The organism is Amycolatopsis sp. NPDC051071, from assembly GCF_040682875.1.
Lineage (GTDB): Bacteria > Actinomycetota > Actinomycetes > Mycobacteriales > Pseudonocardiaceae > Amycolatopsis.
Map to the genome: position 1 here is coordinate 26,604 of NZ_JBFBBY010000027.1, position 22,687 is coordinate 49,290.

Sequence of the window (22,687 nt, forward strand, 5' to 3'; positions counted from 1 at the left end):
GCCCGCGGGCAACGCGGAGAAATCCTTACCGCCTCGATAACGACATCGGCCAGAACGGCATCGAACGAGGACGCGAACTGGCCAGCCCGATCACGGATGAAAAACCTGAAGTCGTCGCCTCGATCACCAAGATCCAGCATGAGATTGCGGATCTGCTGAGTAGTCCACCGGCCGTCCGGATTCGTGGTCGTGCCCAGAATGTGCACGTAGCGGCTGCCGACTCCAGCACGAAGAACACGTAGATTCTTCTGAGGGTGAACGCACAGTCGATATGGAAGAAGTCGCACGCCAGCATCGTCGAGGCCTGCGTGCGCAGGAACTGCCGCCAGGTCGTGTCGGTGTCCCGGACCGGCACGGGAGGAACGCGTGCCCGCTTCAGGATCCGCCGGATCGTCGACGCGCCGACCCGGTGTCCAAGCTTGAGCAGCTCACCCTGAAATCTCTTGTAGCCCCAACTGTGGTTCTCCCTGGCCATCCGTTCGATCACCCCAGCGATCGCGTCGTCGACCGGTGGACGACCGCCCCGGTGAGGATAGGTCCACTTCGCAGCTATCAGGCGCCGATGCCAGCGCAGGACCGTGCCCGGGGTGACCAACCGGTGCAGCCGCAGCGCCTTGGGCAGCAGGCGGACCAACGCGGCGAACACAGCCCGGTCAGCCCAATCGAGGCGAGGTTTCGGGTTGCCTCTGCGCAGTACGGCGACCTCATGGCGCAGTACCAGCAACTCGACATTCTTGGACGCCGACGAGCGGCCGAGCAACACCACCAAACCCGCCAGCCGCAAGAAGATCAGATAGAGCAAACGCAACGACATGGCCGACGATCATGCCCTACCCGTCGAACGCGCCTGTCGCCGCAGGTCTGATGCATGAACCGACTTCTGGAACCCCACACCATCTGCTGACGCTGGCAGCGCAGCTCCACGTCCACCGTCGTGGCATCGGCATGCTTGACCACGTTCGCCATGGCCTCCTGGATGACACGGTAAGCGGCTGTCGCCACGTCCGGCTCGAGGTTCTCGTCGAGACGCTCGCACTCCGGCGGCTTGAACCGGATGATCAGCCCGTTCCCGTCGCCGATCTGTCGAGCGAGTGCCCGCACCCCTCGGCCAGCCCGACGTGTCGTAGCAGGACCGGGTGCAGCGTGCTGAGAATGCCACGCAGCACGCCGACCTCGTCGTTCAACTGACCCACCATCCCCCTCAGCCTCTCGGCGACAGTCACCACCCCAGGCTCGTCCGCCAGGGCGGACAGGCGCCTCCCGGCCAGTGCCATGGTCTGGAGAACCTCATCGTGCAACTCGTCGGCGATTTTGGCGGTGTGAAACTCCTGATGGCGGATGACCACACGTATCTTCGTCTGTGCGGACAGTGCCGACGGTTTCGAGCATCAGGACCTGGTGGTGATGGCGGCGAGGGCGGCGAGAGTCCTAGGATTCGTCACGGTTAGGCGGTTTCGGTTGGGCCGTCGACGCTGCCGTCGGGCCTGAGGCCGTACTGGAGGAGGTTCTTGGCGTCGGGCCTGGCATTCTGCCGAGCGAGGTCGAGAAGGCAGCGCGATGCTGCCCAGCTGCCGGTTCTGACGACGATCTCGCGAAGCGTGTCGACGTCGCGCCGCGCCGCCAGCAATCGCGCCAGTGGCTCGCGGGCCAGGGAACCCGGGCGACGGGAGTGATCGAGGAGGACGTTGAACTGTTCCTTGCTCCGGCCCAGGTTGTGCAGCAGGGCTCCCAGCATGATGATGTCAAGTTCGTCTAGTTGGGTACGAAACGTGCGGTGCCTTAGGAGTTCGACGGCCTCGTCCGGGCGTCCTTGTTCGACGAGCCAGTCCGCGAGCAGGCTCGCGTTCAGGGCGCTGCCTTGCTGGCGCATGATGCTGAGGGCTTCGTTGGCCTTGTCTGTGTGGGTGAGCCAGTCCAGTAGCCGTTCCATGGCTTGGTCGTCACCTCCCTCCGCGCGGCAGCGCACAGTGTCGACGTCACCGCGGTCGATCAGCAGGTCCGCCAGCGACCAGGCGGCGTCATCGTTTCCGCGATCAGCCATCTGCCGCAGCTCATCTAACCGGCCGAGCTCCACCAGCACTCCGACGAGCTGCTCCTCGGCGTGTGTGTGGCCAGCCTCAGCCGTGTACGCACGTAGCCGGTTAACGGCTTCCTCGATGTGGCCTTGTTCAATGAGCCACTCGTGCAGGTGTCCGATGGCGTTGGTGTCGCCGTCGTCGGCACGTCGCCGTAGCTCGTCGATCCTGTCCGCCGCTCGCAGCAGCGAGGGAACATATCCGGCGGCGATGAAGTCCCCGTCGTCGGCTCGCTTGATCAGCTCGTCTAGGTCGCCTCGTTCGGCCAATCGCCGATCGAGCTGCTGGGCTGCCCAGCTACCAGGAACACTGCTGGCGACGGAGCGCAGGGCCTGCATCGCCTCGTCGTCGTAGCGACCTTCAGCATCGCACAGCTCCGTCAACCGCTGCGCTGCCCAATGTTCTTCCTGCTCGGCTCGCCGCAGCAGGATAGCTACGGCGTCCTCGGCGCGCTGCTGTTGGAGCAGCTCGTTGACCTCGTGCCGAGCAGCTGTCATCCCTTGTCGGTCGGCACGGCCACGGTGGACATCTAAGGCCATCTGGCTGCGGTCCTGTCGGAACATGTGGTCGGCCAGCTGCATGGTCGCGTACTGGTCGCCGGAATCTGCTCGGACACCGAGTTCGTCGACGCGGCCGTGCTCGACCAGCGCATATGCGCGACGCATGGCAGCCCACCGATCGCCAGCGTCAGCACGCTCGTGGAGTTCGCCGATCATGCCTCGCTGTGCGAGAAGTTCCGCTAGGTGCATCCGTGCCGTGTCGTCACCGGTATCCGCGACCCGTCGTAGAAGCGGCATCGCGTATCGGTACAGCAGCCGGCTTTCTGCATTGTTCGCCAAGCGCTGCTGGTCGTCGAGATCGTGCGTGTCGTCGACCAATGCCTGCCAAAGTGCTGCAGGCGGAGCCACCTCGCGCCGACTGACACGACTGTGCTGATCGAGGTAGTCGTGCGGCTCGTAACTGTCGGCGGGTCCGGGACCGGGCTCGCCCCGGCAGCCAACCAGTGCCGTGACGCCGTGTCGCGGGTCGTGAATGAGATATTGGATGCCCTGAGCGATCCAGTTTTCGGGGGGATCAACTCGTGCGTCACCGTCCAGATACGCCGGGGCGGCGGCCCGTAATACGGCCGCCGGTATTGGTCGGTGCAGCCCCATGCGGCGTGCATCGAGGGCAGCGCTCAGCACTGCCCTGCCGTACCAGCCGTTTTGGCTGTGTGGTCGTTCGTAACGGTCGACCAACAGCGGTCCGCCTGTGAGGGTCTGGATGACCAGCCGTTTGCTTCCCGCGGCCGCAGAGACAAGTCTCCGGTCAGCGTCATGATCGTCGCGCAGCGCGGCGAGTTGGTGCTCGGTGAACTCTTCGGGTACCTCGACTGTCTTCACTTGGTGTAGCAGCAGCCTGCGGGCTTGGCTGTACAGGTCACGTTGTGGCTCTTGTTCTGAGGTGAACTCGTCCCATTGAAGCCGCCATAGCGTCCCCACGATCACCACCGGTCCCGGCACGTCTCCGTCCAGCAACCGTTGCAGCTCCGCCGCCGCCGCAGGGCCATCTGCTCCCGTCAGATGACCCTGCAGATCGTTCAACCACAGCACGGACCTCTGTAAACGCACATCGCCGGACTGGAGGGTGCGCAATAGCTGCGCGGCGTCTCGGGGATATCGGAGCGGCCAGTTCCTCAACAGATCATGGCGGCTGATTGCTTCGTACAGGGTACGGGTCTTACCGGTGGACGACCCGCCGAGAAGCACGATCATGACGCTGCGTTGAGGATCGGCCAGCAACTGGTCCACGTAGGCATCGTGGTCCCTGCGTAAATAGCCCGGCAGAGCCGACGACGTATCTCCTTCAGGTGCACCGACGTTCATCACCCGGTGGATAGCCAGATCGAACGGATCCCATGCCCCAATCGGTCGGGTAGTCGGCGATGTCTTCAAGCCCAGGTTCTCCCTGGCAGTCGACCGTGAAGCCCGGGCGTCGAGCCAGCGCGACTCCCACCAGCCGAGATCGTCCAGCGGAGTGGAGAGGATCTTGGCCGGGCGCTGGACCCTAGCGTGTCGAAGGCAGGCGCGGACGAACGTTTCCACGGTCTTCCAGGTGGGCATGCCGGCTCGGTTGAACACATCACTGATCGTGGACTTGCTGATCGAGTGTTCCTCTAGTTCGGCGTGTGTGACCAACTTGGCATACGACGGCTTGCCGGTAGCCGCATACAGCTCATCCAACGCATCATGCAGATCCGGTTCCCCGGTGGCCGCCGAAGCCAGTTGGCGGGGGCAACCGACACGCCCGGAGTCCGAGCTGCTCTTCTCGAGGCGGGGCATTTATCACCTACCTGGTCGGCGCGCCGACGATACCGACGACGGGCACGACCTTACTGGTAGATCACGTCGGTGACCGGATCGTCCGGCGTTCGGATTGCGTCCGGTCCGGACGACTCCTCGCATGAGCCGGCCCAGGATCGTGCCATGGCTCATCATTTCGATGTCTCGGCAGGCAAAGCATGCATGGTGGGCGTCGGCACCGTCGCCGCCGTTCAGATCCCCATGTTCATAGTCGCCGCCTGCTGTGTGATGCTCATGCTTGTCGCCGTCCTCGCGCTCATCGGTACCCTGGCCAGGAACAGGTGGCGGCGACATGCCGCATACCGCACGCTCAAACTGCTGCTGGACTTCCTTCACCGGCCAAGCCGATGACCACCTGGCGTCCAAGATGGTACCGAGCCGACAATTGAAGCCTGGCCTATGGCGGAATAAAGGCAATGTTGTGGGTCACCACGCTCTACAAGTGGCTCGGCATCCATGTCGCCACGATTACGGCCGGATCGCATCTGTTCCTACGCGGTGGGACTCGTCGCTAGAGTTATGTCGTGCTGTCATGATCAGACTCAGCGGTGCTATCGATTACAACTCGCGACGAGAGTTGTGGACGATGTCTCCGACAATCTTGAAGGCCGCACCATAGGGAAGTTCGAAAAACTCTCGATCAGCTCGAACCCGGTGATCGGCCAGAGCCTGATGAACAGCTCGTTCCACCTGCGGTGCGTTCTGAACCACCCATACAGCGCGGACGCCGTACGGTTCCAGTATGCCGGTGGTGCTGTTGATCTTCTTGACTCGCTGTTCAACAGTGCGCTCTGTGTAGCCGATCTTCAGCAACCGTGGACTTGATCGCGTGGACAGGATGTAGACGTAACCGGTCGCACTTCCACCGAAGTACCCATCTGGTCTTGGGTTCAGGAACCTTTGGATCGTGGAGAAGAATCCGGCTTCGATGAGTTGATGGCGTGCCGCTAACGCTTGCGGGGCATCCTGATCAAGCATCGCTCGACGAAGATTCCTCAGTTCGTTCGAGATATCTCGGCAGCGTTTCCGACCCGGACGTCCGAGTTGCGTCCACACGGTAAACCAGTCCCACTGGTCCTGTTTGCAGCTGCGCGTAAAGAGTCCCTTAACTTCCGAAAGAGCGTCGGCCACCTGTGGATCCAGGTGTTCGGTGGGCTTGAACAGATCTGTCGAGTTGAGTAGCTCTAACACCGCCTTAGCCGCTTGGTGGCGTCGTTTTTGGCTCTCGGGCTTCACAGGTGCCATCCCGAATCCCCACTTCTGGTGTATCCGCATGCCGCGCATCCCTCCCGCTCGCCGTCACAACTCTATGCGAACCCGTTTAAGGTAACGGTCGGTGAGGCGCCTATTCGTCGTGGGTTGGGCGTCGGGGCCGGAGCGGGACAACGGGCAGGGAGGTTCTGTTCGCGAGCCTCGCGGAGCTGCTGGTTTTTCAGCGTGAGCACGTTGATCGTGCGGACCAGGGCTGGCAGGTCCGCGCGAAGTTGCTTGAGTTCGGTGTTCTTGTTGGCGATCGTGTTCTCGAGTCGGGTGATGGTTGCGCGTGGCCGTCTTCGACCTCGGAAGTGCCGGCGCGTTCACGGACGCGCGTGTAGAACTCGGTCTTGAGGTCGGTGTGTCGCGGGGTGAGCGCGTTGCGTGGGACGCCAGCCTCGTGGGCGAGGGCCACGATCGTCGGGGCGGCGCCGTTGAAGCTCTCCGCTCTGCCAGCCAGGATGCGGGATGCGATCGCGTCGTCAGGTGCGGGGCTCATCCGGTGATGTCCTCCAGCGTGGTCCGGATCTGGTCGTGGGTGTCGACACAACCGGATTGCGCCGCAAGCCGGATCAAACGACAGAACCCGGCATCCGCGAGCCCGAGACGAGCCCGAGAGGTCCGAAACAGTCCGACACCAGGTGACACACCCCGACACCATGGATACGCCGCGACCAGACGAAAAGGTCTTGTCCGGCATCACTCGACACCATCCGGCACCCTCTTAACCAGCGGATTCGGGGTTCGAGTCCCTGATGGCGCACAGTACTGAATCGAAGCCCACCTGCAGGATTTCTCCACAAGAGGATCTTGCCGGTGGGCTTTGATCTTGCATGGGACCGGCGTGGGGCCAAATGAGGCCGTACCAGCCAGCCCTTTATTTCTTGGCCTTCTTGTCTCGGCTCCGGCCACCTTTTCGTCGCCGGGCGTGTTTCTTGCCTGTTTGGCCTCGCAGTGAGGTCGCAGCTTTACGGGCTGCTTCCAGTACCAGCTCCGCCGTTGCTTCCGCAGCGCTATGCGCCAGACAGGGCAGCACGCTGGTGTAGGTGTCGGCGGTGAGCACAATGCTGGAGTGCCCGAGCATGGCCTGCACGACCTTGAGGTCGTTGCCCGCGGCCAGCGACAGGCTGGCCGCGCCGTGCCGCAGGTCGTGCAACCGGATCGGCGGCAATCCCGCCTCGGCGACCAGCCGGGTGAAAGCGTGGCTCACATAGCCAGGACTGAGCGGCCCGCCGTCCCGATTGGTGAACAAGAACCCGATCGGTTCGGCTACGTTGTCTCGCCGCTCTGCTTGAAGTGTGCGCAGCGCCGCGATCAGCACGTGATCCAACGCCAACGTGCGCACGCTCGACTCGGTCTTCGGCGGACACACGACGGTGTGCCATTACGGTCCTGGACCTGATGAGAGATCTGCACGACCTCGCCATCCAAGTCGAGATCGCACCAACGCAACCCGGTCGCCTCACCGCGCCGCAATCCGAGCAGCGCGACCGCCAGATACAACGCGTACATCGGATGGACACGCACGTGCGCCAGAAATTCCGCCGTCTGCCGGGCTGTCCACACCGCTACCGGCGGGCGCTCGCCGGTAGCACGCCAGTGCGCAACCCGTGCATCAGTCCACACCACCGCCCGCGGGCGCCGTCCCGACGGCAGCTCCACTAGGTGCGCCGGATTCCGCTCGATCAATCCTACCCGGATCGCGCCGTTCAACGCCGCATGAAGCGTGCCCCTGATCCTCACGAACGTCGCCGGCGACAACGGCCGTTGTCGTTTCGCGTTCGCCCGGGAGAACGCGACGAACATCGCTTGGACTCGCGCCACCGTCAACGACCGCAAGGGCACGGTCCCCAGGTACGGCTTTAGATAGTCGTTCACGTGCTGGGTGTAGAGCCGACGAGTGTTGAAACTCAGGGTCTGCCGCATCTCCAGCCAAAGGTCCAACCACTGCCCCACCGTCACCGCACTGCGCCCCGGAAGCACATCGGCCCCCAGCAGATACGCCCGTGCTTGCACCGCGGCCGCACGGGACCGGAAGCCACCACGACGCACCCGATGCCGGCGGCCGTCCCGGCCACACTGCAACTCCAGTGAGAATACCAACTCCCGTGACCCCGCTCAGTCAACCGAGGGCACCGTCCGCCGCCGGCTTCCTCTCGTGTCTTGCAGCCGCATCGCTTGTACACCGCTGCACGCCTCATCACGCCTCCTTCTAGATCACCTCAGCGTGCGCCTCCACGTCCTCGACCACCACAACCTGTCCGCGAGATAGCCTGGACGAATGGCCCGCGACCAGGGACACAGCCGCAGAATCAAGGTGACGGTCGAAGCAATCGTCGAGATCACCGACGAGAACGCACTCGAAGAAGCTGCAATCGCCGACATCGAAACAACACAATTCTCAGTCCTCCCCGACAGCAACCTCAGCGTCGAGCAGATCAGACAAGAAGAACAGGACCACATCCGAGGCAACGCCGTCGCCGCCGCGCAATGGTTCGTCGACGCAGGCGCCGTGATCGACGATCGATCCGGCATCGAGCTCGTCGAAGCCACAGAATCCGTAGTCGAGATCGACGAAGACGGCGTACCACTCTCCGTCTGGCCGCCCTTCGCCGAACTCTTCCCCCTCTGCACCTGCGGCACAGACAACTGCGATCACTGCAGCGGATCCCAAGTGACACCCCGAACAGCGGCAGCCCTGTGGACAACAGCCGAGGTCCTAGCCGACCAGGCCTACGACGATATCCTGAAACATGGCGATGAGCCGGTCGATGACACTGGTAGCTGGTCAGTGTTTGACGAATTCCCGCGGATCACCTGGCGACAAAACGCCATCTGGCGCCGACAGGCCGCACGCTCCTTCAACGACCTCAGCGACGACCTGGCTGCCGGGAACTGGCCCGAACCACACTGCCCAGCCGAAGAGATGGCACTGCACCTCATCCTCCGCTCGGCTGAATCCGCCGTCGACGACGACTGGGCCGGCCTCACCGAACGCTACGCAGATCTACCAGAACACGACGACGACCACGACTGGGACATGCTCACCGACACACTGTTCCAAGACACAGACATACTCGCCCTGTTCAGCAAACAACTCGACGGCATCGAAGACCCCGACACCGACCAAAACCGAGAACTCGGCATCGGCGACTACCGAGCTCAAGCCTGGTTCGAATGCTTCCTCAACATGGAACCACGCGACCCACGACGACCCTTCCGCCGCTGAACGAGATCAACAGCCAGGCACGACGAACCCCGCAGGGTTCACCGAGCACCTTCGGCACTCCGTCCGAGTCCGACAGACGCTCGGCAGGAGTCGTCATCGCCGACCGTCCCACTAGGAACGGCCAGAAATACTCGTCGAACGGCACGCTGATCAGTGCATGCAACTCCCGCCGCGCCCTGGCAATCTTCGGCTCCGCGTCGAGAGGAAACTTCCGCTGCCGCCCTGGCCAGTTCGAACCAACCTCCCGGAACCGCACTAGGACCGCGGCTGAGGCAGAATCTCATGGTGTTTGACAGACTGCGGCGGTGGCGAGGAGCTCGGTTCTCGCCGCGAACGTCGACGAGCAACGTCGTATCTGGCGTCGCACACAACGTGGTCCAGGCCGGCTCCATCGAGAACCTGTTCATGGGAGGAGCGGGGGACGGGAGTCTCGACCTAGCGATTCCGGCGCTGGACACTCCGGAGTCCTTGCTTTCTTTCGCGAACACCGCCGTCGACTGCGTAGGGCGGACATTTGAATTGGCGGAGCTGAAACGCTCCTTAACCGCCGAATGGCCCTTCTCGTGGTGGGTGTGGACTGGGCCCGCTGGTATCGGCAAGAGCCGGCTTGCCGTCGAACTTTGCCGGTACGCGTCGACCATAGAGTGGCACGCGGGGTTTCTCAGAGAAACGGATCAGGACGAGTTCGGCCACTTCCAGGCTCAGCGTCCAACCCTCTTGGTGATCGACTACGCAGCGCAGCGAAGCAGGTGGCTGTCCGACGCTCTAGTCTTGCTGAGCCGACAGCACCAGGTGTTCCCGGTGCGGGTGCTGATCCTCGAGCGAGACACCTCAGGCGAGTGGTGGTCAGTCACCCGGCGGGTAAATCGGTTGGAGGAGTCCTGCGGGGTCACGGCGGCAATGTACGCGGAGCCCCGCCCGATGTCGGGCCTGGACCGACCGAATGCGCGCACACTGGTCAAGAACATGATCGCGCGGTTGGCCGCAGCACCGCTCACCACAGGTCAGATCGAGCAGGTCGTGGACCGCGCCGAAGCCATGGATCCCGCCCTGCGGCCGCTGTTTGTGCAGGTATCCACGATCGACCGGCTCAGTCCGAGCGAAGAACGACCCAGCCGGGACAACTCGCTACGGCGTATCGTCGCCCGGAGCACCGCATGGCTCGAGTCAGAAGTCGCGACACCTCAGTCAGCCATGCTCGCACACAACCTGCGTTTTCTGGCGACAACGCTGGGTGGCTTGACGGTTACCGACTATGAGTCCTTACACCCCTTACCCGACACGCTCAAGGACCTGCTTCCCGGAGTCTTCCAACGTCTCGGCTCGTCCGTGACGGTCGACGATCTCGTCGATGGAGTCCGGCCGGATATCATCGGCGAGCTCTTCGTTCTCGACCGGTTCGGTGCGGAGCCCACCGTCGCGCTCGCATCGACTCGCATAGTCGGTTATGCCGCAAGGAAATGGCCCGATGCCTACCGCGGCTTCGTGGAACGGGTCGTTGCCGATCATGCCGACCATGTACGGCTGCTCGACTTGCTGAAGGCAAGCGGAGACGGGGAGTCAGTATTGTCGGATATCGAGCTGACCGTGTCCGTCATGCAGCTGCTAGGACGCAGCGATCACCCGGTCATCCGGCAGATCTTCGATCGACTGGATGCTGCCATCGAAGAAGGTCTTATCGAGGCGCGGCGCCGCTTGATCACGACTGCGCGCTTCAAGCTCGCCAAACTGGTCCGGCTGGAAGACGATGCACTACGTGCCCGTGACCTCTACTCCGTGGCACTCGCCGATTGCGACCCCACGTGGCCTGAATACTACTCGCTCCTGAACAACAGGGGCATCACGCTCTGCACCCTGCAATGTGAAGATCTCGCCACTGCGGATTTCAGCACGATCATCGGATCTCCGTCCGCGCCGGCCGAAGTTTGTGCCTGCGCGCTGAACAACCGGGCGAACATCCTCGATACACGGGGGGATCTCGACGGCGCGATCGCCGACCGGTCGTCGGTACTGGAACTTCCTGGAACGAGCTACGACAGACGCTACATCGCTTTGATCCGCCGCGCCATCGCGATGCGAAGACGAGCTAACAGCACTGAGGCGTACGACGACATCAACAGAATCCTTGGTACCGCGGACATCGCCATCGAGCAAAAGATGCAGGCTCTTCTACTCCGGGCCGAGTGGGCACTCAACGATGGGAATCCAGCACGCGCTAAAGCTGACCTTGACGAAATCGCCGCGTCCTATCGGAACTTTGAGAGCGTCGAGAGAAAGGCTCAAGAACTTCGTGACACATTCACAAAGGACAGCTCAACGAAATGATGGGCCGGTCCAACAGTTCCGCGCCGGTGTCTTCACCAGCGTTCGGTGATCGCGTTCATGCGAGGCATCCGGACCGGTCAGCACGGTGGTGATCCCGGCGCTACCGAGGACCACGTCGACGCAGCGGACGGTGATCAGATAGCCACCTGCGCGAGGGTTGGATGCGTCGGTCTTCGCCCTCCAGCGCCGCTAGCTTTGCGTCGGTCGCAGACCAAACTGACCCCGGCTGAGATCGGATCGAGCAGGCCAGTGCGATCTCAGGGAGACCTTGGTTTAGTTCGACTCCGTCTGCCCAGCACCCCGTCGTCACCAGGGAGCGTTGGCGACAATACTGCCAGCATCGCGTGGGTAATCTGTGCGCCAGGACTTTGCCTTTATGCTCACAGAGAACCGAGGCGCTGCCAGCGCACCATGGAGGGACTTCTATGCCTGACCCTGTACTTGTATCCATCGCCGCTGCCGTCGCAGGCCGCGCTGTAGCCGGGCTGTACCAGCTGCTCAAAGCCAAGTTCGCTGACGACCCCGATGCGTCTGCGGTACTCGACGCTGCGGAAGGCGCCGCGGAGGATTCCGTGGAAGTGCGCGAACTCGCAGCCACACTGGAGAAGACGCAGGCTGCCGACCCAGTATTTGGTGAGCAGTTGCGGCAGGAATGGGAACGGGCCACGGTCGAGCAGCACGCCGAGTCCGACGGTGTGACCAATCAGGTCTCCGGGCAGGTCAGTGGCAACGTGGTGCAAGCCCGCGACATCCAAGGGGGAATCAAGTTCTGACACCGGCCGGCAGCCTGCGGGAGCCTCGTGGCCGGACGCGGTCTGGTTCACAGTGCTCCATCGGGGTGAGTGGGGGTATTGCGTCACTGCCTGGCGCGGTCGAGGGAGACTTGCGTGATGTGACCGGCAGCCAGAGCGTGCGGATCGTGATCAACGGCAGCGTGGCCGGCTCCGTGGTCCAGGCAGCATCCAGCACGTTGTTCTTTCACGCCGAGGCACGAGCCCTTTCGGCACCGCGGCAGTAGCCCATAGGTCCGTGCGATTTCATTTGGCCGAGATGAGCAACTGATCGCGCTGGACGCGCTCGTACCGAAGGCGGAGCACCCCGGTGGTCGCTGAGGTGGACGGCACAGGCGGTGACGGAAAGACCCCGTTCGCGGGCCGATTGCCGAGCGCACTGGACGCATCCTCCGGCCCGTCGAACGAACGCACCCCCGCCACATTACACCGAATGGGCTAGTGGCGTACCGTTTCCAGCAGTAGCCGCGCCTCGTGGCGGCAGAGTTCGCTTAGGGCGGTGAGCAGCCTCGCGGCCTGGACGCGGACGTGGCGCGGCACGCGCTCGTCGTGCGCGATCTCCCGGACCACGATGGCGGCCGTTTCTGGTGGTCACGATGGGATTCCGCGGCGGCCTCCGCGGCCCAGATCCGGGCCAGCGGGGTGATTCTGCGGTCCCGAGCCAATTCTCCGAGTCCGAGCGCACCTTCCACGGGTTCGAAGACACCTATCGCCTGGAGTACCTGGACGCGAGCGAACGGGTTTTCGGCGTTCCTGAGGTTCCGCAACACAGTCAACACTTCACCGCGAGAGTCCGGACATTTGCTGCCCAGTGCGCGGGTCGCGTCCCGACGCGCGATAACGGGCAGCGCATCGTCCGTCATCAGTGCCCGCAACGCCTCCAGGCCGAGCGCGTAGCCACGGCCGCCGCATCTATTGAGGTCATCGGCAGCCCACCAGCGCAACGTCGGATGGCAGGACGGGTCGTACGCAATGGCCTGGAAGACCCGTGCAGCGGCGGCGCGATCTCCGCTGTGGTAGCTGAGCAAAGAAATCGCCGCTTGGCGCCGGATCGCCGGTCTTGTGCGCAGATCGTCCCGGATCGCCCGGAGGTCATCGAGGCGATTCAACTCGAGCAGGATAGCGAGCTGGAGTCGTTCGGCGATCCGCTCGTCGTCCAGCAGCGCCGCCAGCTGGGTATGGACTTCGGCTAGGGGCTCGGAGGTCAGCGCGGCAGCGGCCAGCCCAGCCTTGGCCCGTTCCCGTCCGGGTCGGGTGACGTCGGCGAGCGCGGCGCGGGCGTCGGCCAGGACGCGTTCGTGCCACGTCCGGTCCAGTCGCGCCAGCTGTTGTCGTGCATTGTCGACGGCGGTGCGGCCTCGGCTCAGTTCGCTCAGGACGACGACGGCCTCAGGTTGAAACCGTGGCGAGATGCCGCTTAGTGCCACGGCCGCCTCGATACGTTGCGGCGCCGTCGTTTCGGGCCCGGCGAGCAAGTCCCGGAGCTCGCGCTCGACAACGCCTGCCAGCGGCTTTCGAGTACGGGCAGCGGACGCCCTTGCTCCGCTGGCTGGGCCTCAGTCCCGCTGGTCACGTCTTGGCGGACGTAAACGGTCGAGAGCGAGGGGCGGCGCGCGCCGGGGAGCCGGTACGGCATCTCCTCAGCGGCCTGGATCTGCGCCCGCAGCAGGGATTTGATCTTCGGCGGAAGCTCGGGCAATTCCGCCCACTCGGTGGGCGGGTCGACGGTACGATTCGTGGCCGACTGGGATGCAGCAGTGACGTGGAAGTGCACGCCGCCCGTAATGCTGCCGGCTTGGACCGCGGTTCCCACGATGTCCCCGTAAATCAGGTTGGCCGCCGCCACGGGGCGTACTTCCTCCGACACGAGCCCTCCTCCCGCCGTACCTGAATCCTCTCATGGAGGAGGCTCGTGCGTCTGACCCTGCGACCGGCGCCGGCAGATTCGGGATGATCGCAGGGTAGCGCAAGTAACCACCCGTGGACGCCGCCGATCCCGATTCGGCGCGGAGTGCACACCCACCTGCTGCGGTTTCAACGCCTCGGCATCGAAACCCGCCTTCTCGGCCAACTCACGTGCCGCAGTCTGCTCCAGCGACTTGTCACCATACAAGAACGCCATGCGGCCTCGGAACGGCTCATTCCTCTGCTCCATGAGCAGAACACACAGCTCACTGCCCCGAATAGTCAAAATGACCAGGTCAACAGTAACCATTACTGTCTGCCGGGAGACTCATGCCCGAAGACTACCCGCTAGTGTCCTGAGTCATTAATTAGGCCGCAGTATGCGGCGAGGGTTTCGAAGATCTCTTCGGCTGTTTTGGTCCATACGAACGGCTTCGGTTCGACGTTCCATTCGTTGATCCACTTGCGGACGTCGGTTTCGAGTTCGAGGACGCTGCGGTGCGCGGAACGACGCAGTTTGCGGTTGGTCAACACGGCGAACCAGCGCTCCACAAGGTTGAGCCAGGAGCCGCTGGTCGGGGTGAAGTGCAGATGGAACCGCGGGTGGCGCAGCAGCCACTCCTTCACCTTGGGGGTCTTGTGAGTGGCGTAGTTGTCCAGCACCAAGTGCAGGTCCAGTTCCTTCGGGACCGCGGCATCGATGAGCTTGAGGAACCGCAAGAACTCTTGATGGCGATGCCGGCGGTAGTGCTGGGCGAGCACCGATCCGCTGGAGATGTCGAACGCGGCGAACAGGCTGGTGGTGCCATGCCGGACGTAGTCGTGGGTCATCCGCTCCGGCGTGGTGGGCATGATCGGCAGAATCGGTGCTGTGCGGTCGATCGCCTGCATCTGGCTCTTCTCATCGACCGCGAGAACCAGCGCGTTCTCCGGTGGCGACATGTACAACCCGACGATGTCGCGCACCTTCTCGATGAACTGCGGATCGGTCGACAGCTTCCACGTCTCGACCACATGCGGCTTGAGTCCGAAGGCCCGCCAGATCCGCGACACCGCCGACTGGGACATCCCCGTCGCCGAGGCCATCGACCGGGTCGACCAGTGCGTATCCTGTCCCGGCTTCTCTTCCAGCGTTTTCGTGATCACCCGCTCGACCTGCTCATCGGTGACCTCCCGCGGCCGCCCCGGACGCGGCTCATCCGACAAGCCCTCCAACCGACCAGTCAAGAACCGCGACCGCCACTTGGACACCATGTCCCGCGACACACCCAGATCCGCGGCCACCTGCCCGATCGTGCCACCCTCCGCGCACCGCAACACAATCCGCGACCGCGCCGCCAACGCCTGCGCCGTCTTCCGCCGACGCGACCATCCACTCAGGACACTCCTCTCCTCGTCGGACAACACGACCGGTTCAACCTTCGGGCTCGGCATGCCCGCACCTTACCAAGTAACGGCGAATTAACGACTCAGGACACTAGCGTCCTGCCCTCGCTCGATCACTGCGGCAGCGTAGGCGTTCCGCCCAGCAACCCGACGTCGCTCCTGCGAAATAGGCTCGCCATGGAAAAGCGCCTGGCAGTGGGTCGGACACAATGAGTCCTGCTGGTCCTCACGGAGGCCGATTCACCTCAACAAATCAGCCACCATTTGCGCCGCTCGATTCCGATGGTCATCGTCGAGCTCTAGATCACTGGCCAGGGCGCGGAAGGCTGCGGCCCCATCATCGTCATCGAGTACCGCCAGCTCATCGGCGGCATCCCAGCGACGTTCACCAGATAAGTCCGGGTCATCAACCATCCGCCACAGCACGGACCACGCCTCCGAAACGCCACGGGCGGCTTCATCTCCCAGCGAGGCGCACAGCCCATCTCGAAACCGCTGCTCTACGAGCCTGCGGTAGGCGCCATCCCCCTCAAGCACCACCGCAACGCAGCCCGCGTGCAGCCGCACCTCGTCCGGCAGGTATCTGTTGCCAAGCACGAGCGCCAGGCCAGCAGGCATCTCCTCGTCTTCAACAACAGGCAGGGCCTCCGCAGCATCAATCGCACTGTAGGGGTACTCCCACTCAGGAAAGTCGCTGCGACTGCTGAGAAAACAGATTGCCGCGGACGCGGCGGAACCCGAGCCTCTGCAACTCACGATCGTCCTGATACGCATTGAGTCCGGCAGATCGACATCAAAGCTCATCGCCAGCAGACGATCGATCCCCTCTGGGTGCCCGAGATTCCGCAGCGTGATCGCCGCGCCCCACCGATTATCCTGGTCCATCTCCGCGTGTTCGGTGACCGCGGCCAGCGCGGCCGTAGCCTTTGTCCCGACAGACACCCCCGCTGCCCGCAGGCGGTCCACCAGCCAGCCACTACACTCGGGCGCATACCTCACCATATGCTCAAGAAGGGCGTCGGCGTCCTTGCCCCTCGTCGACCACATATCGACCAAGAAAACGGGAATCTGCGAATAGCGGAAGGCCTGCGAGATACCACTCTCGTAATAGTCCATTCCATAGCTGGCAGCAAGCGAATCGAAGACACGGTCCACCGTATGCCACTGATCCTTGGCGGACTGACCTGTCAGCCGGCCAGCGACGTACCGAGCCGCGAGATACTCTTCGAAGGTGGCGTGCGCAAACTTCACGTCTCCATCAGCCGATACGACCAGGCCGGTCCGGCACAAGACATCGTGTAATTCACGAGCACGCACATCGGGATCAACGGCCGTAGACTCAAGCCTCGTATTACGAACGAAGTCTATAGCCACTTGAAGTACTGACCGCTCCGGATCTCGGAATTGCCGCTCGCTCGCAACCCTTTCGAGTAGTTGAATGATGTCACGGTTGGTTTTTCTTTCAGCATTTGCGTACGCGCGACCGACGAAGAGCTTACGCACATACTGCTCATAGAGGTCGGACAACCGCTCAGGCAGTCGTTGGCCCGAATCACGGACCAACAAGTCGCAGAGCATGGTCGCAGCCAAGGGCTGGACCAGCCAATCCAGAAAGTCGTTGCGGCGAACATGGGCGACCACGTTGGCACTCACCTCGAGCGCGTTCGTTATGCCGCGACGTTCGAGCCAGCCGCGGGCGAACCGTCCGAGTGTGGGAATGTCAAAAGGCCTGAGCTCATAGATCGGAAAAGTGTTCCTCACTGCACGGAGATCAGCCTCCTGAATCGGCCTGGTCGCCACGACGAACCTGAGAAACGGGTGCCGCACCCCCTCAGTGATCGCCTCAAGGGCCGCACGTGACTCGTCGACTCCAGCGACCTCGTCCAACCCATCCACTAGAATTAGCCACGGCCTGCCGTCCGGCGCGGCCTTGGCAAAGGTATCGGACGCGGGGTTCGTCAACAAAAATGAACCTAATGCGGCAACTACACCGTCCCTGATCGCTTCCGCGAGTGGGATCCCAGAACGGAACATCCGCGCGTGAATGGGAACCGGCACGCAGGCCGGCGAAGCCTCGCCGTATTGGCGCGTCGCCAACGTTCCGGCGACCCGTCGAAGCAGACTCGACTTGCCGCCGCCCGGGCTGCCGACAATGATCATGTGATCATTCGCAGCGAGTGCACCCTGCCAAGTGGCAGGCCTTCCGCTAAGCCGGTTGATCAAATCCTGGTCGACATACACCGCGCTGAGCGGGACGGTCTCTGCCGACAGTCCAGCACGGGATACCACAGGATGGTCCTCCGCCGCACGCCGAACCGCGTGAAGATAGTCGTCGACGTTAAAGGCCGCGACATCTCGGCCGCCCACGTTGACCACACCGATGTGACGGGCCTGCACCACGTTGCCCGCAACCGCCCCACTGACGTGGTTATGCACGCTGTCCTTCGCCACGCCACGCCCTCCTCCGCACAGCTGCAGCCTCATAAGTACCACAGGCATGGCGCCGGAGGAGAAGGACACAACAACGATGCCCTCGCTCCGACCAACATCGCCGTGCTAGCTCACGACGACTCTCGGCGTACCGGATTGCGGATGACGCTCGTTGATGTCCTTCATAGGACATCAGACCACACGCGCGAGACAGCATGTCTAGCCTGCTCGCAGTCAACGAAGGTGTGATCAGCTGATGCTCGTGCCGTAAGACTCACAACTCGAGCCATTGTCTGCGTCGGAGCTTCATGCGGTAACGTGGCAGCCACGCACGGGGATATACCCCGACGTGGTCGAACTACGCGACAGCATCCGGCACGTGCGAGCCCGAGACGCGCCCGAGAGACCTGAAACAGTCCGACACCAGGCGAAAAGGTCTTGTTCGACATCATTCGACACCATCCGACACGCGCAGGTGCCGACTCTTAACCAGCGGGTTCGGGGTTCGAGTCCCTGATGGCGCACCCTCACACCCCACGTTATCTCCATTGATGACGTGGGGTTTTGTATTATGTGGACACGTTTCTTCCACTTCCTTAGTGTCCATTGTGGTCTGATCCGCGCCCGAGCCGAGCCCGAGAAGTCGGCGTGCGTTCTTGTAGAAGATCTTCGCCGACGCTCAGCAAGTTCGACACCTCCAACGTAACGGTTCCCAAAACCTCCGGCTCTACGTCAGCAACGGAGCCCAATCGGAGACGACGTGCCCACTCAGTCGGCGGTATCCTCTGCCGTCGGCAGGACCGCGCGAGCCTTGCTGCTCGCCGCCTTCCTGTGGCAGACCGCCAGCACTCGAGGTAGCTGAGCACGCAAGTCCGCAGATGCCTCTCGGCCGGTCATCCCAGCAGCACTCCGTCCCGAATGTCCTCATGGCCCGCAGGGCACTTGTTCACTAAAGCGAACCAGTCGGATCGTGCGCGAATTCTCGCCCAAGAGCGTCGACATCCCCCGCCGGCCACCACCTGCCGGTGGTGTCCTTGTCCGCGAACCGCCTGCTGGAGACCCTTCTGACCGGCACGTAGACGTCCCTGCCGGGGCCGTCCTGAAGTGACGGCCCGCGATCAGAAACCGGCGCTTCACCGCTCGTAGGCAAGCCTGTTTGGCCGCTCCGCACGACCGCGAGAGGGTGCCTGATACACCTGTCGCGATCGTGCGTGACCGCCCTGCTACCAGGAGAGTGACTATCTCGCGGTGCGTTTGCCGGGTGGGGTGGTGCGGCTGGCCCGAGTCATGCGGTCACGAAGTCTGCGACGTTCGATCAAGCTGAGCGCAATGAGCGCCAGTTGGCCCCCGATCCCCAGCGTGGCGGCTATCGCCGCGGTGCCGGTCAGACGACGGCGATCAGTAGCGCCAGCCGAAGGATGGGAGGCAAGGACTGCAGGAGACGTTCGAGGCGGCCGAACCATGTCGGGTCGACGAGTCCCTGGCGTCCGGCTCGTTCTTTTCGGCGCTTCGGTGCCGTTTCTGGGGCCGTCGCCGCCGACCGGGCCGTCGCGCAACGGATGATCGCCATCCAGCCAGAAGTCGCCTTCTGATCTGGGTCGGAACCGTGGTCAACCATCAGTCGATTACGCGTGGCTCCCGCACTCCCAAGAGGATGATATCCAGAGCATCAGCGAAGGTGTCCGCGATGTCGAGCCGTTCGATGTCATCATACGACACGACTTTCCCCGCATCACCAAGGAAAACACAAGCGTTCGAAATCCATTCCGCGATAGGATAAAATCTCTGCCCAAACTGTTCTTCAAACTGTTCAGCGATGTCGTATGCACCGCTTCCAGCCAGCTCTGGCTCAAACAGCAGATCGTGGGTATACGGACCGGTACCTACCGGCCGCACCCGCAACCCACCAAGCCCACGCAAAATTTCCTCAGCGCACGGCGAGAGCCGATACCCCTCACCACGAAGTATCGCATCCCACGCGCCGATCGACACCCGCCTGTCCCTGCTCCAACCGCTGCCTTCAAGGAGACGCTCGACTCCGGGCGATAGCCCGTCCAGCGCGCTCATACTGGCGTCCAGCTGATACCGAGGCGTTCGAGCAACGGCGTGCAATATGGAGGGCATGGGTCTATACCAGTCCCGTGAGCAGTCCCGCCACTATTGACGGGACTGCTCACGTACGGATTCCATGGCGCCACCGCGGATGGCGTCAGGCCCCTCGTCAAGATATGCCCTGGCCAGCGCATTAACCTCGGCACAAGCACCGTGTCGGTTACTCAAGGGAGCAATCGCCTCCATTTCACGACGTAGTTCGTCCGGGATGTCAAGACCCTCACGAGCATGTCCGTGGTGGACGCGACCCGACGGTGACGTGTACTGGGCGGCAACCCAGGGAATTATGCACGTAACGGTGCGGGTTAGGGTCAGCCTTCAAACCTAAAGGATCGGCACTCATATAACGGCCCGACCCTTGATCATAATGCCGGAAATAGTTGTAGTTCAGATCACTTTCCTGGTCAGCGTACTGCCCTGCGAACCTCAGCGGCGTATAGGCTTCGGTAAGGCTCCACTGTTGTGTACGACCCCACACCGTCGTGCGGTGGAACCACACGATCCCACCCCCCGCCACACACAGCCGCGACCGGCATCCGATGCCTGCCGAACGTGCCGTCGCTACCGTTCGACAGGCAGGTGACCTGGTTGTTCAGTCCCCTACAGCACGGCAGGCGAGGCGTGAACGGCGTTCTCCACCAGGTCGGACCCAGTCAAGGCCTGGCGCTTTCTGATCCGAGTAGCAAGGCCGGACCGATAACCGACTCGTCATCGACAACGGAAACACTTGCGCGATCAGCAGCGTCGCCTCGGCCAGCGTGGTGGCTGAGGCAGGGCACGATGCCGACCACCCTGATGCTTACTCGGCGCACCCGTTGGTGGCATTGCACTCTCGGCCGCCGCCAGATTGAGGTTGGACCGCGGACAGGTTCCAACCGCTGACACAACAAGCCCTGTCGGCCCGGTGGGCAATTCCCGCCACATTAACGCGGCCAGCACCGGCAGGGCTACCTGCCGGTGCTGCGCGACGCCGTGTCCTCGGTGGAGTTCAGCAGGCCTTGACGATGGCCGAGTGCGCCTTGCCGCCGAGGTCGAGGATCTGCACGTTCCGGTTACCGGCGGGCACGCGGACTTGATAGGTGCCGGGGTTGACCGGGTAGCCGAAGTAGCTGCCCGCCGGAGCGGCCCCGGTGCCCGCGATCATCGAGCCGTCGGTGCGGTGGATCGTGGTGGAGACCGCTTTGCCGCAGTTGTTCGAGATGTAGATCTTGCCCTTGGTCGCGGCGGAGGCCGAACCCGCGCCGAAGACCGAGATGGCCAGACCCGCGGTGGCCAGAACGGTGAGAACGCGCCGGGTGGTCGTCATGGTGCTCCTCCGGTTGTTGTGTGGATAGGCCGAAAGATATCCGTAGGCGCGTCTGCGCACTATCGGTCGAACGAACCACACCGCCATGTCCGGGAAAGGTCGGGAGAACCGGCGAAACAGGCCCTAGGCGTGGAATGCCGTGGTCGCGTCGAGTGCGGCTCGCCCGGTGGTGACCCGGTTCACGGGCGCGGTCTTGTCGGCATAGCCGAAGGAAATGCCCAGGAGCAGCTTTCCCGAAGTGACACCGAGTTCACCACGGACGGTGTCGGCGTAGAAGCTCAGCAGGCCCTGCGGGCAACTGTCCACACCGTACGCGGTCATCGCCAGGAGCAGTGTCTGCATGTAGGCGCCGACGTCCGCCGCCAGTCGCGGCCCGCCGTCACCGGTGACGAACAGGAACGCGGCGTGTGGCGAACCGTAGAAACGCAGGCTTTCCGCGTCATAGGCCGCACGGGCCGCCGAGTCGTCCGGGGCTATGCCCAACGCTCCATACAGCTCCGCGCCGAACACGGCCCGGCGCGCGTGATGCACCTCTGAGTACATGTCCTCGGAATACGGGAAATCTGTCGAGACGCGCTTTTCGGCGTGGGCCGTCCGCAAGGCATTCGCCAGCCGCTCGCGCATCGCGCCGCTCACCACCTCCACCTGCCATGGCTGCGCATTGGAATTGGACGGTGCGGCACCGGCCAGCGAGAAGATCGCGCGCATGGTGTCCTCAGGCACGGCTTCAGGACGGAAAGCGCGTGTCGCGTGACGACCGCTTATCAGCTTCTTCGCGCTGTACGTCAGCTCAACAGGGACCGACCCGCTCATGAAACACTCCTCAACGGCAACTTAGGTAAACGCTTGTGTTTACTTATGAGCCGACCCTAGCAACCCGCCCCGCCAAAGTAAACACATGCGTATACTTGCCCGATGGGAACGACACCTACGGCCTCTCGACGACGGGGACGTGGCGGCCGGGAGCGCATCCTGGCCGCGGCCGCCCAGTTGTTCGCGACTCAGGGCATCAACGCGACCGGCATGGAACAGGTCGCGGAGGAAGCACCGGTCTCCAAGCGCACGCTCTACGTGCATTTTCGGACCAAGAGCGACCTGGTCATCGCGCACCTGCAGGACCTCGCGTCGTCGGGCGCGACCCTGGAAAGCGGCTTGACCCGCGAGGACATTCCCGCGCGGGAGCGGCTCCTCGGCCTGTTCAGCCTGCCCGTGGGGACCACGCCCCCGGTACGTGGATGCCCGTTCATCGATGCCGCCGCGGAGTTCCCCGACGTGGAGAGCGCGGTTCACACCTACGCCCGCGAGCAGAAACTGCGGATGGTGCGGCTCGTCACCGCACTGGTGACGGAACTGGGCTGCCGCGACCCCGGCGCACTCGCCGAACAATTGGTGATCCTCGCGGACGGGGCCGCCAGCCGGGCCATGGTGCTGAACGACGCCGATTACGGCAGGCATGGACGGGCGGCGGCGGAGATCCTCCTCGAACGCGCTCTACCAACCACTTAGGTGCGGGGCAGCGTCAGGTCCGAACC

At 63.3% G+C, this 22,687-nt stretch carries 21 protein-coding genes; 6 read left to right on the forward strand and 15 right to left on the reverse strand.

What is annotated here, in order from left to right:
* Positions 1 to 25: 25 nt before the first annotated feature.
* The 3 genes from AB0M65_RS12155 to AB0M65_RS12165 form a co-directional block, all read right to left on the reverse strand.
* Positions 26 to 814 carry a hypothetical protein gene (locus AB0M65_RS12155; RefSeq protein ID WP_364025514.1) on the reverse strand — a complete coding sequence of 263 codons (789 nt, stop codon included), beginning with the start codon at positions 812 to 814 and terminating at the stop codon, positions 26 to 28.
* 244 nt (positions 815 to 1,058) lie between these two features.
* Entirely contained in the window at positions 1,059 to 1,346 is a 288-nt protein-coding gene (locus tag AB0M65_RS12160; RefSeq protein ID WP_364025517.1) for a histidine kinase, read from the reverse strand.
* A gap of 98 nt (positions 1,347 to 1,444) precedes the next feature.
* Entirely contained in the window at positions 1,445 to 4,396 is a 2,952-nt protein-coding gene (locus tag AB0M65_RS12165) for a hypothetical protein (RefSeq protein ID WP_364025519.1), read from the reverse strand.
* 144 nt (positions 4,397 to 4,540) lie between these two features.
* Between AB0M65_RS12165 and AB0M65_RS12170 the strand changes: the two genes are divergently transcribed.
* Positions 4,541 to 4,768, forward strand: a complete 228-nt coding sequence (locus AB0M65_RS12170; protein WP_364025522.1) for a hypothetical protein — start codon at positions 4,541 to 4,543, stop codon at positions 4,766 to 4,768.
* 207 nt (positions 4,769 to 4,975) lie between these two features.
* Here AB0M65_RS12170 and AB0M65_RS12175 read toward each other — a convergent pair whose 3' ends face one another.
* From AB0M65_RS12175 to AB0M65_RS12185, 3 genes are all read right to left on the reverse strand, one after another.
* Positions 4,976 to 5,662: a GIY-YIG nuclease family protein gene (locus tag AB0M65_RS12175; protein ID WP_364025525.1), complete on the reverse strand. Its 687-nt coding sequence runs from the start codon at positions 5,660 to 5,662 to the stop codon at positions 4,976 to 4,978.
* A gap of 886 nt (positions 5,663 to 6,548) precedes the next feature.
* Entirely contained in the window at positions 6,549 to 7,016 is a 468-nt protein-coding gene (locus tag AB0M65_RS12180) for a site-specific integrase (protein ID WP_364025528.1), read from the reverse strand.
* Positions 6,986 to 7,633, reverse strand: coding sequence for a hypothetical protein (locus AB0M65_RS12185; protein ID WP_364025531.1), 648 nt, complete (start codon positions 7,631 to 7,633; stop codon positions 6,986 to 6,988). The genes AB0M65_RS12180 and AB0M65_RS12185 overlap by 31 nt, the downstream gene beginning before the upstream one ends.
* A 319-nt stretch (positions 7,634 to 7,952) precedes the next feature.
* Between AB0M65_RS12185 and AB0M65_RS12190 the strand changes: the two genes are divergently transcribed.
* From AB0M65_RS12190 to AB0M65_RS12205, 4 genes are all read left to right on the forward strand, one after another.
* Positions 7,953 to 8,900 (forward strand): hypothetical protein, encoded by a 948-nt coding sequence (locus AB0M65_RS12190; RefSeq protein WP_364025534.1) that lies wholly within the window; start codon positions 7,953 to 7,955, stop codon positions 8,898 to 8,900.
* Between the two features lie 372 nt (positions 8,901 to 9,272).
* Positions 9,273 to 11,225 carry a hypothetical protein gene (locus AB0M65_RS12195; protein ID WP_364025537.1) on the forward strand — a complete coding sequence of 651 codons (1,953 nt, stop codon included), beginning with the start codon at positions 9,273 to 9,275 and terminating at the stop codon, positions 11,223 to 11,225.
* Between the two features lie 425 nt (positions 11,226 to 11,650).
* A complete protein-coding gene (locus tag AB0M65_RS12200; protein ID WP_364025539.1) occupies positions 11,651 to 11,998 on the forward strand; it encodes a hypothetical protein in 348 nt (115 codons plus the stop codon).
* A gap of 110 nt (positions 11,999 to 12,108) precedes the next feature.
* Complete coding sequence (locus tag AB0M65_RS12205) at positions 12,109 to 12,243, forward strand: hypothetical protein (protein ID WP_364025542.1); 135 nt, start codon at positions 12,109 to 12,111, stop codon at positions 12,241 to 12,243.
* A 264-nt stretch (positions 12,244 to 12,507) separates the two neighbouring features.
* On the opposite strand, the gene AB0M65_RS12210 is transcribed toward AB0M65_RS12205, so the two are convergent.
* The 9 genes from AB0M65_RS12210 to AB0M65_RS12250 form a co-directional block, all read right to left on the reverse strand.
* Positions 12,508 to 13,443, reverse strand: a complete 936-nt coding sequence (locus tag AB0M65_RS12210; RefSeq protein WP_364025545.1) for a hypothetical protein — start codon at positions 13,441 to 13,443, stop codon at positions 12,508 to 12,510.
* The gene (locus tag AB0M65_RS12215) at positions 13,434 to 13,883 is read right to left on the reverse strand and encodes a hypothetical protein (RefSeq protein ID WP_364025547.1); all 450 of its coding nucleotides are present in this window, start codon (positions 13,881 to 13,883) and stop codon (positions 13,434 to 13,436) included. The genes AB0M65_RS12210 and AB0M65_RS12215 overlap by 10 nt, the downstream gene beginning before the upstream one ends.
* Positions 13,884 to 13,913: 30 nt before the next feature.
* Positions 13,914 to 14,231, reverse strand: a complete 318-nt coding sequence (locus tag AB0M65_RS12220) for an NUDIX hydrolase (protein WP_364025550.1) — start codon at positions 14,229 to 14,231, stop codon at positions 13,914 to 13,916.
* Between the two features lie 38 nt (positions 14,232 to 14,269).
* Positions 14,270 to 15,355, reverse strand: a complete 1,086-nt coding sequence (locus tag AB0M65_RS12225; RefSeq protein WP_364025553.1) for an IS630 family transposase — start codon at positions 15,353 to 15,355, stop codon at positions 14,270 to 14,272.
* A gap of 192 nt (positions 15,356 to 15,547) precedes the next feature.
* Positions 15,548 to 17,758, reverse strand: coding sequence for an NACHT domain-containing protein (locus tag AB0M65_RS12230; protein ID WP_364025556.1), 2,211 nt, complete (start codon positions 17,756 to 17,758; stop codon positions 15,548 to 15,550).
* A gap of 1,596 nt (positions 17,759 to 19,354) precedes the next feature.
* The gene (locus AB0M65_RS12235; protein WP_364025559.1) at positions 19,355 to 19,804 is read right to left on the reverse strand and encodes an SUKH-3 domain-containing protein; all 450 of its coding nucleotides are present in this window, start codon (positions 19,802 to 19,804) and stop codon (positions 19,355 to 19,357) included.
* A gap of 265 nt (positions 19,805 to 20,069) precedes the next feature.
* The gene (locus AB0M65_RS12240; protein ID WP_364025562.1) at positions 20,070 to 20,366 is read right to left on the reverse strand and encodes an RHS repeat-associated core domain-containing protein; all 297 of its coding nucleotides are present in this window, start codon (positions 20,364 to 20,366) and stop codon (positions 20,070 to 20,072) included.
* Between the two features lie 471 nt (positions 20,367 to 20,837).
* Entirely contained in the window at positions 20,838 to 21,155 is a 318-nt protein-coding gene (locus tag AB0M65_RS12245; protein ID WP_364025565.1) for a hypothetical protein, read from the reverse strand.
* Between the two features lie 123 nt (positions 21,156 to 21,278).
* Positions 21,279 to 21,968, reverse strand: coding sequence for a nitroreductase (locus AB0M65_RS12250; RefSeq protein ID WP_364025568.1), 690 nt, complete (start codon positions 21,966 to 21,968; stop codon positions 21,279 to 21,281).
* Positions 21,969 to 22,070: 102 nt separating this feature from the next.
* Between AB0M65_RS12250 and AB0M65_RS12255 the strand changes: the two genes are divergently transcribed.
* Positions 22,071 to 22,661 carry a TetR family transcriptional regulator gene (locus tag AB0M65_RS12255; RefSeq protein WP_364025571.1) on the forward strand — a complete coding sequence of 197 codons (591 nt, stop codon included), beginning with the start codon at positions 22,071 to 22,073 and terminating at the stop codon, positions 22,659 to 22,661.
* Positions 22,662 to 22,687: the final 26 nt, after the last annotated feature.

Bases quoted from the DNA above. Each gene is read 5' to 3' on its own strand.
- AB0M65_RS12175 (WP_364025525.1), bottom strand. From the start codon at position 5,662: ATGGCACCTGTGAAGCCCGAGAGCCAAAAACGACGCCACCAAGCGGCT.
- AB0M65_RS12225 (WP_364025553.1), bottom strand. From the start codon at position 15,355: ATGCCGAGCCCGAAGGTTGAACCGGTCGTGTTGTCCGACGAGGAGAGG.
- AB0M65_RS12170 (WP_364025522.1), top strand. From the start codon at position 4,541: ATGGCTCATCATTTCGATGTCTCGGCAGGCAAAGCATGCATGGTGGGC.
- AB0M65_RS12190 (WP_364025534.1), top strand. From the start codon at position 7,953: ATGGCCCGCGACCAGGGACACAGCCGCAGAATCAAGGTGACGGTCGAA.
- AB0M65_RS12220 (WP_364025550.1), bottom strand. From the start codon at position 14,231: ATGGTTACTGTTGACCTGGTCATTTTGACTATTCGGGGCAGTGAGCTG.
- AB0M65_RS12255 (WP_364025571.1), top strand. From the start codon at position 22,071: ATGGGAACGACACCTACGGCCTCTCGACGACGGGGACGTGGCGGCCGG.
- AB0M65_RS12200 (WP_364025539.1), top strand. From the start codon at position 11,651: ATGCCTGACCCTGTACTTGTATCCATCGCCGCTGCCGTCGCAGGCCGC.
- AB0M65_RS12155 (WP_364025514.1), bottom strand. From the start codon at position 814: ATGTCGTTGCGTTTGCTCTATCTGATCTTCTTGCGGCTGGCGGGTTTG.
- AB0M65_RS12250 (WP_364025568.1), bottom strand. From the start codon at position 21,968: ATGAGCGGGTCGGTCCCTGTTGAGCTGACGTACAGCGCGAAGAAGCTG.
- AB0M65_RS12245 (WP_364025565.1), bottom strand. From the start codon at position 21,155: ATGACGACCACCCGGCGCGTTCTCACCGTTCTGGCCACCGCGGGTCTG.
- AB0M65_RS12165 (WP_364025519.1), bottom strand. From the start codon at position 4,396: ATGCCCCGCCTCGAGAAGAGCAGCTCGGACTCCGGGCGTGTCGGTTGC.
- AB0M65_RS12235 (WP_364025559.1), bottom strand. From the start codon at position 19,804: ATGAGCGCGCTGGACGGGCTATCGCCCGGAGTCGAGCGTCTCCTTGAA.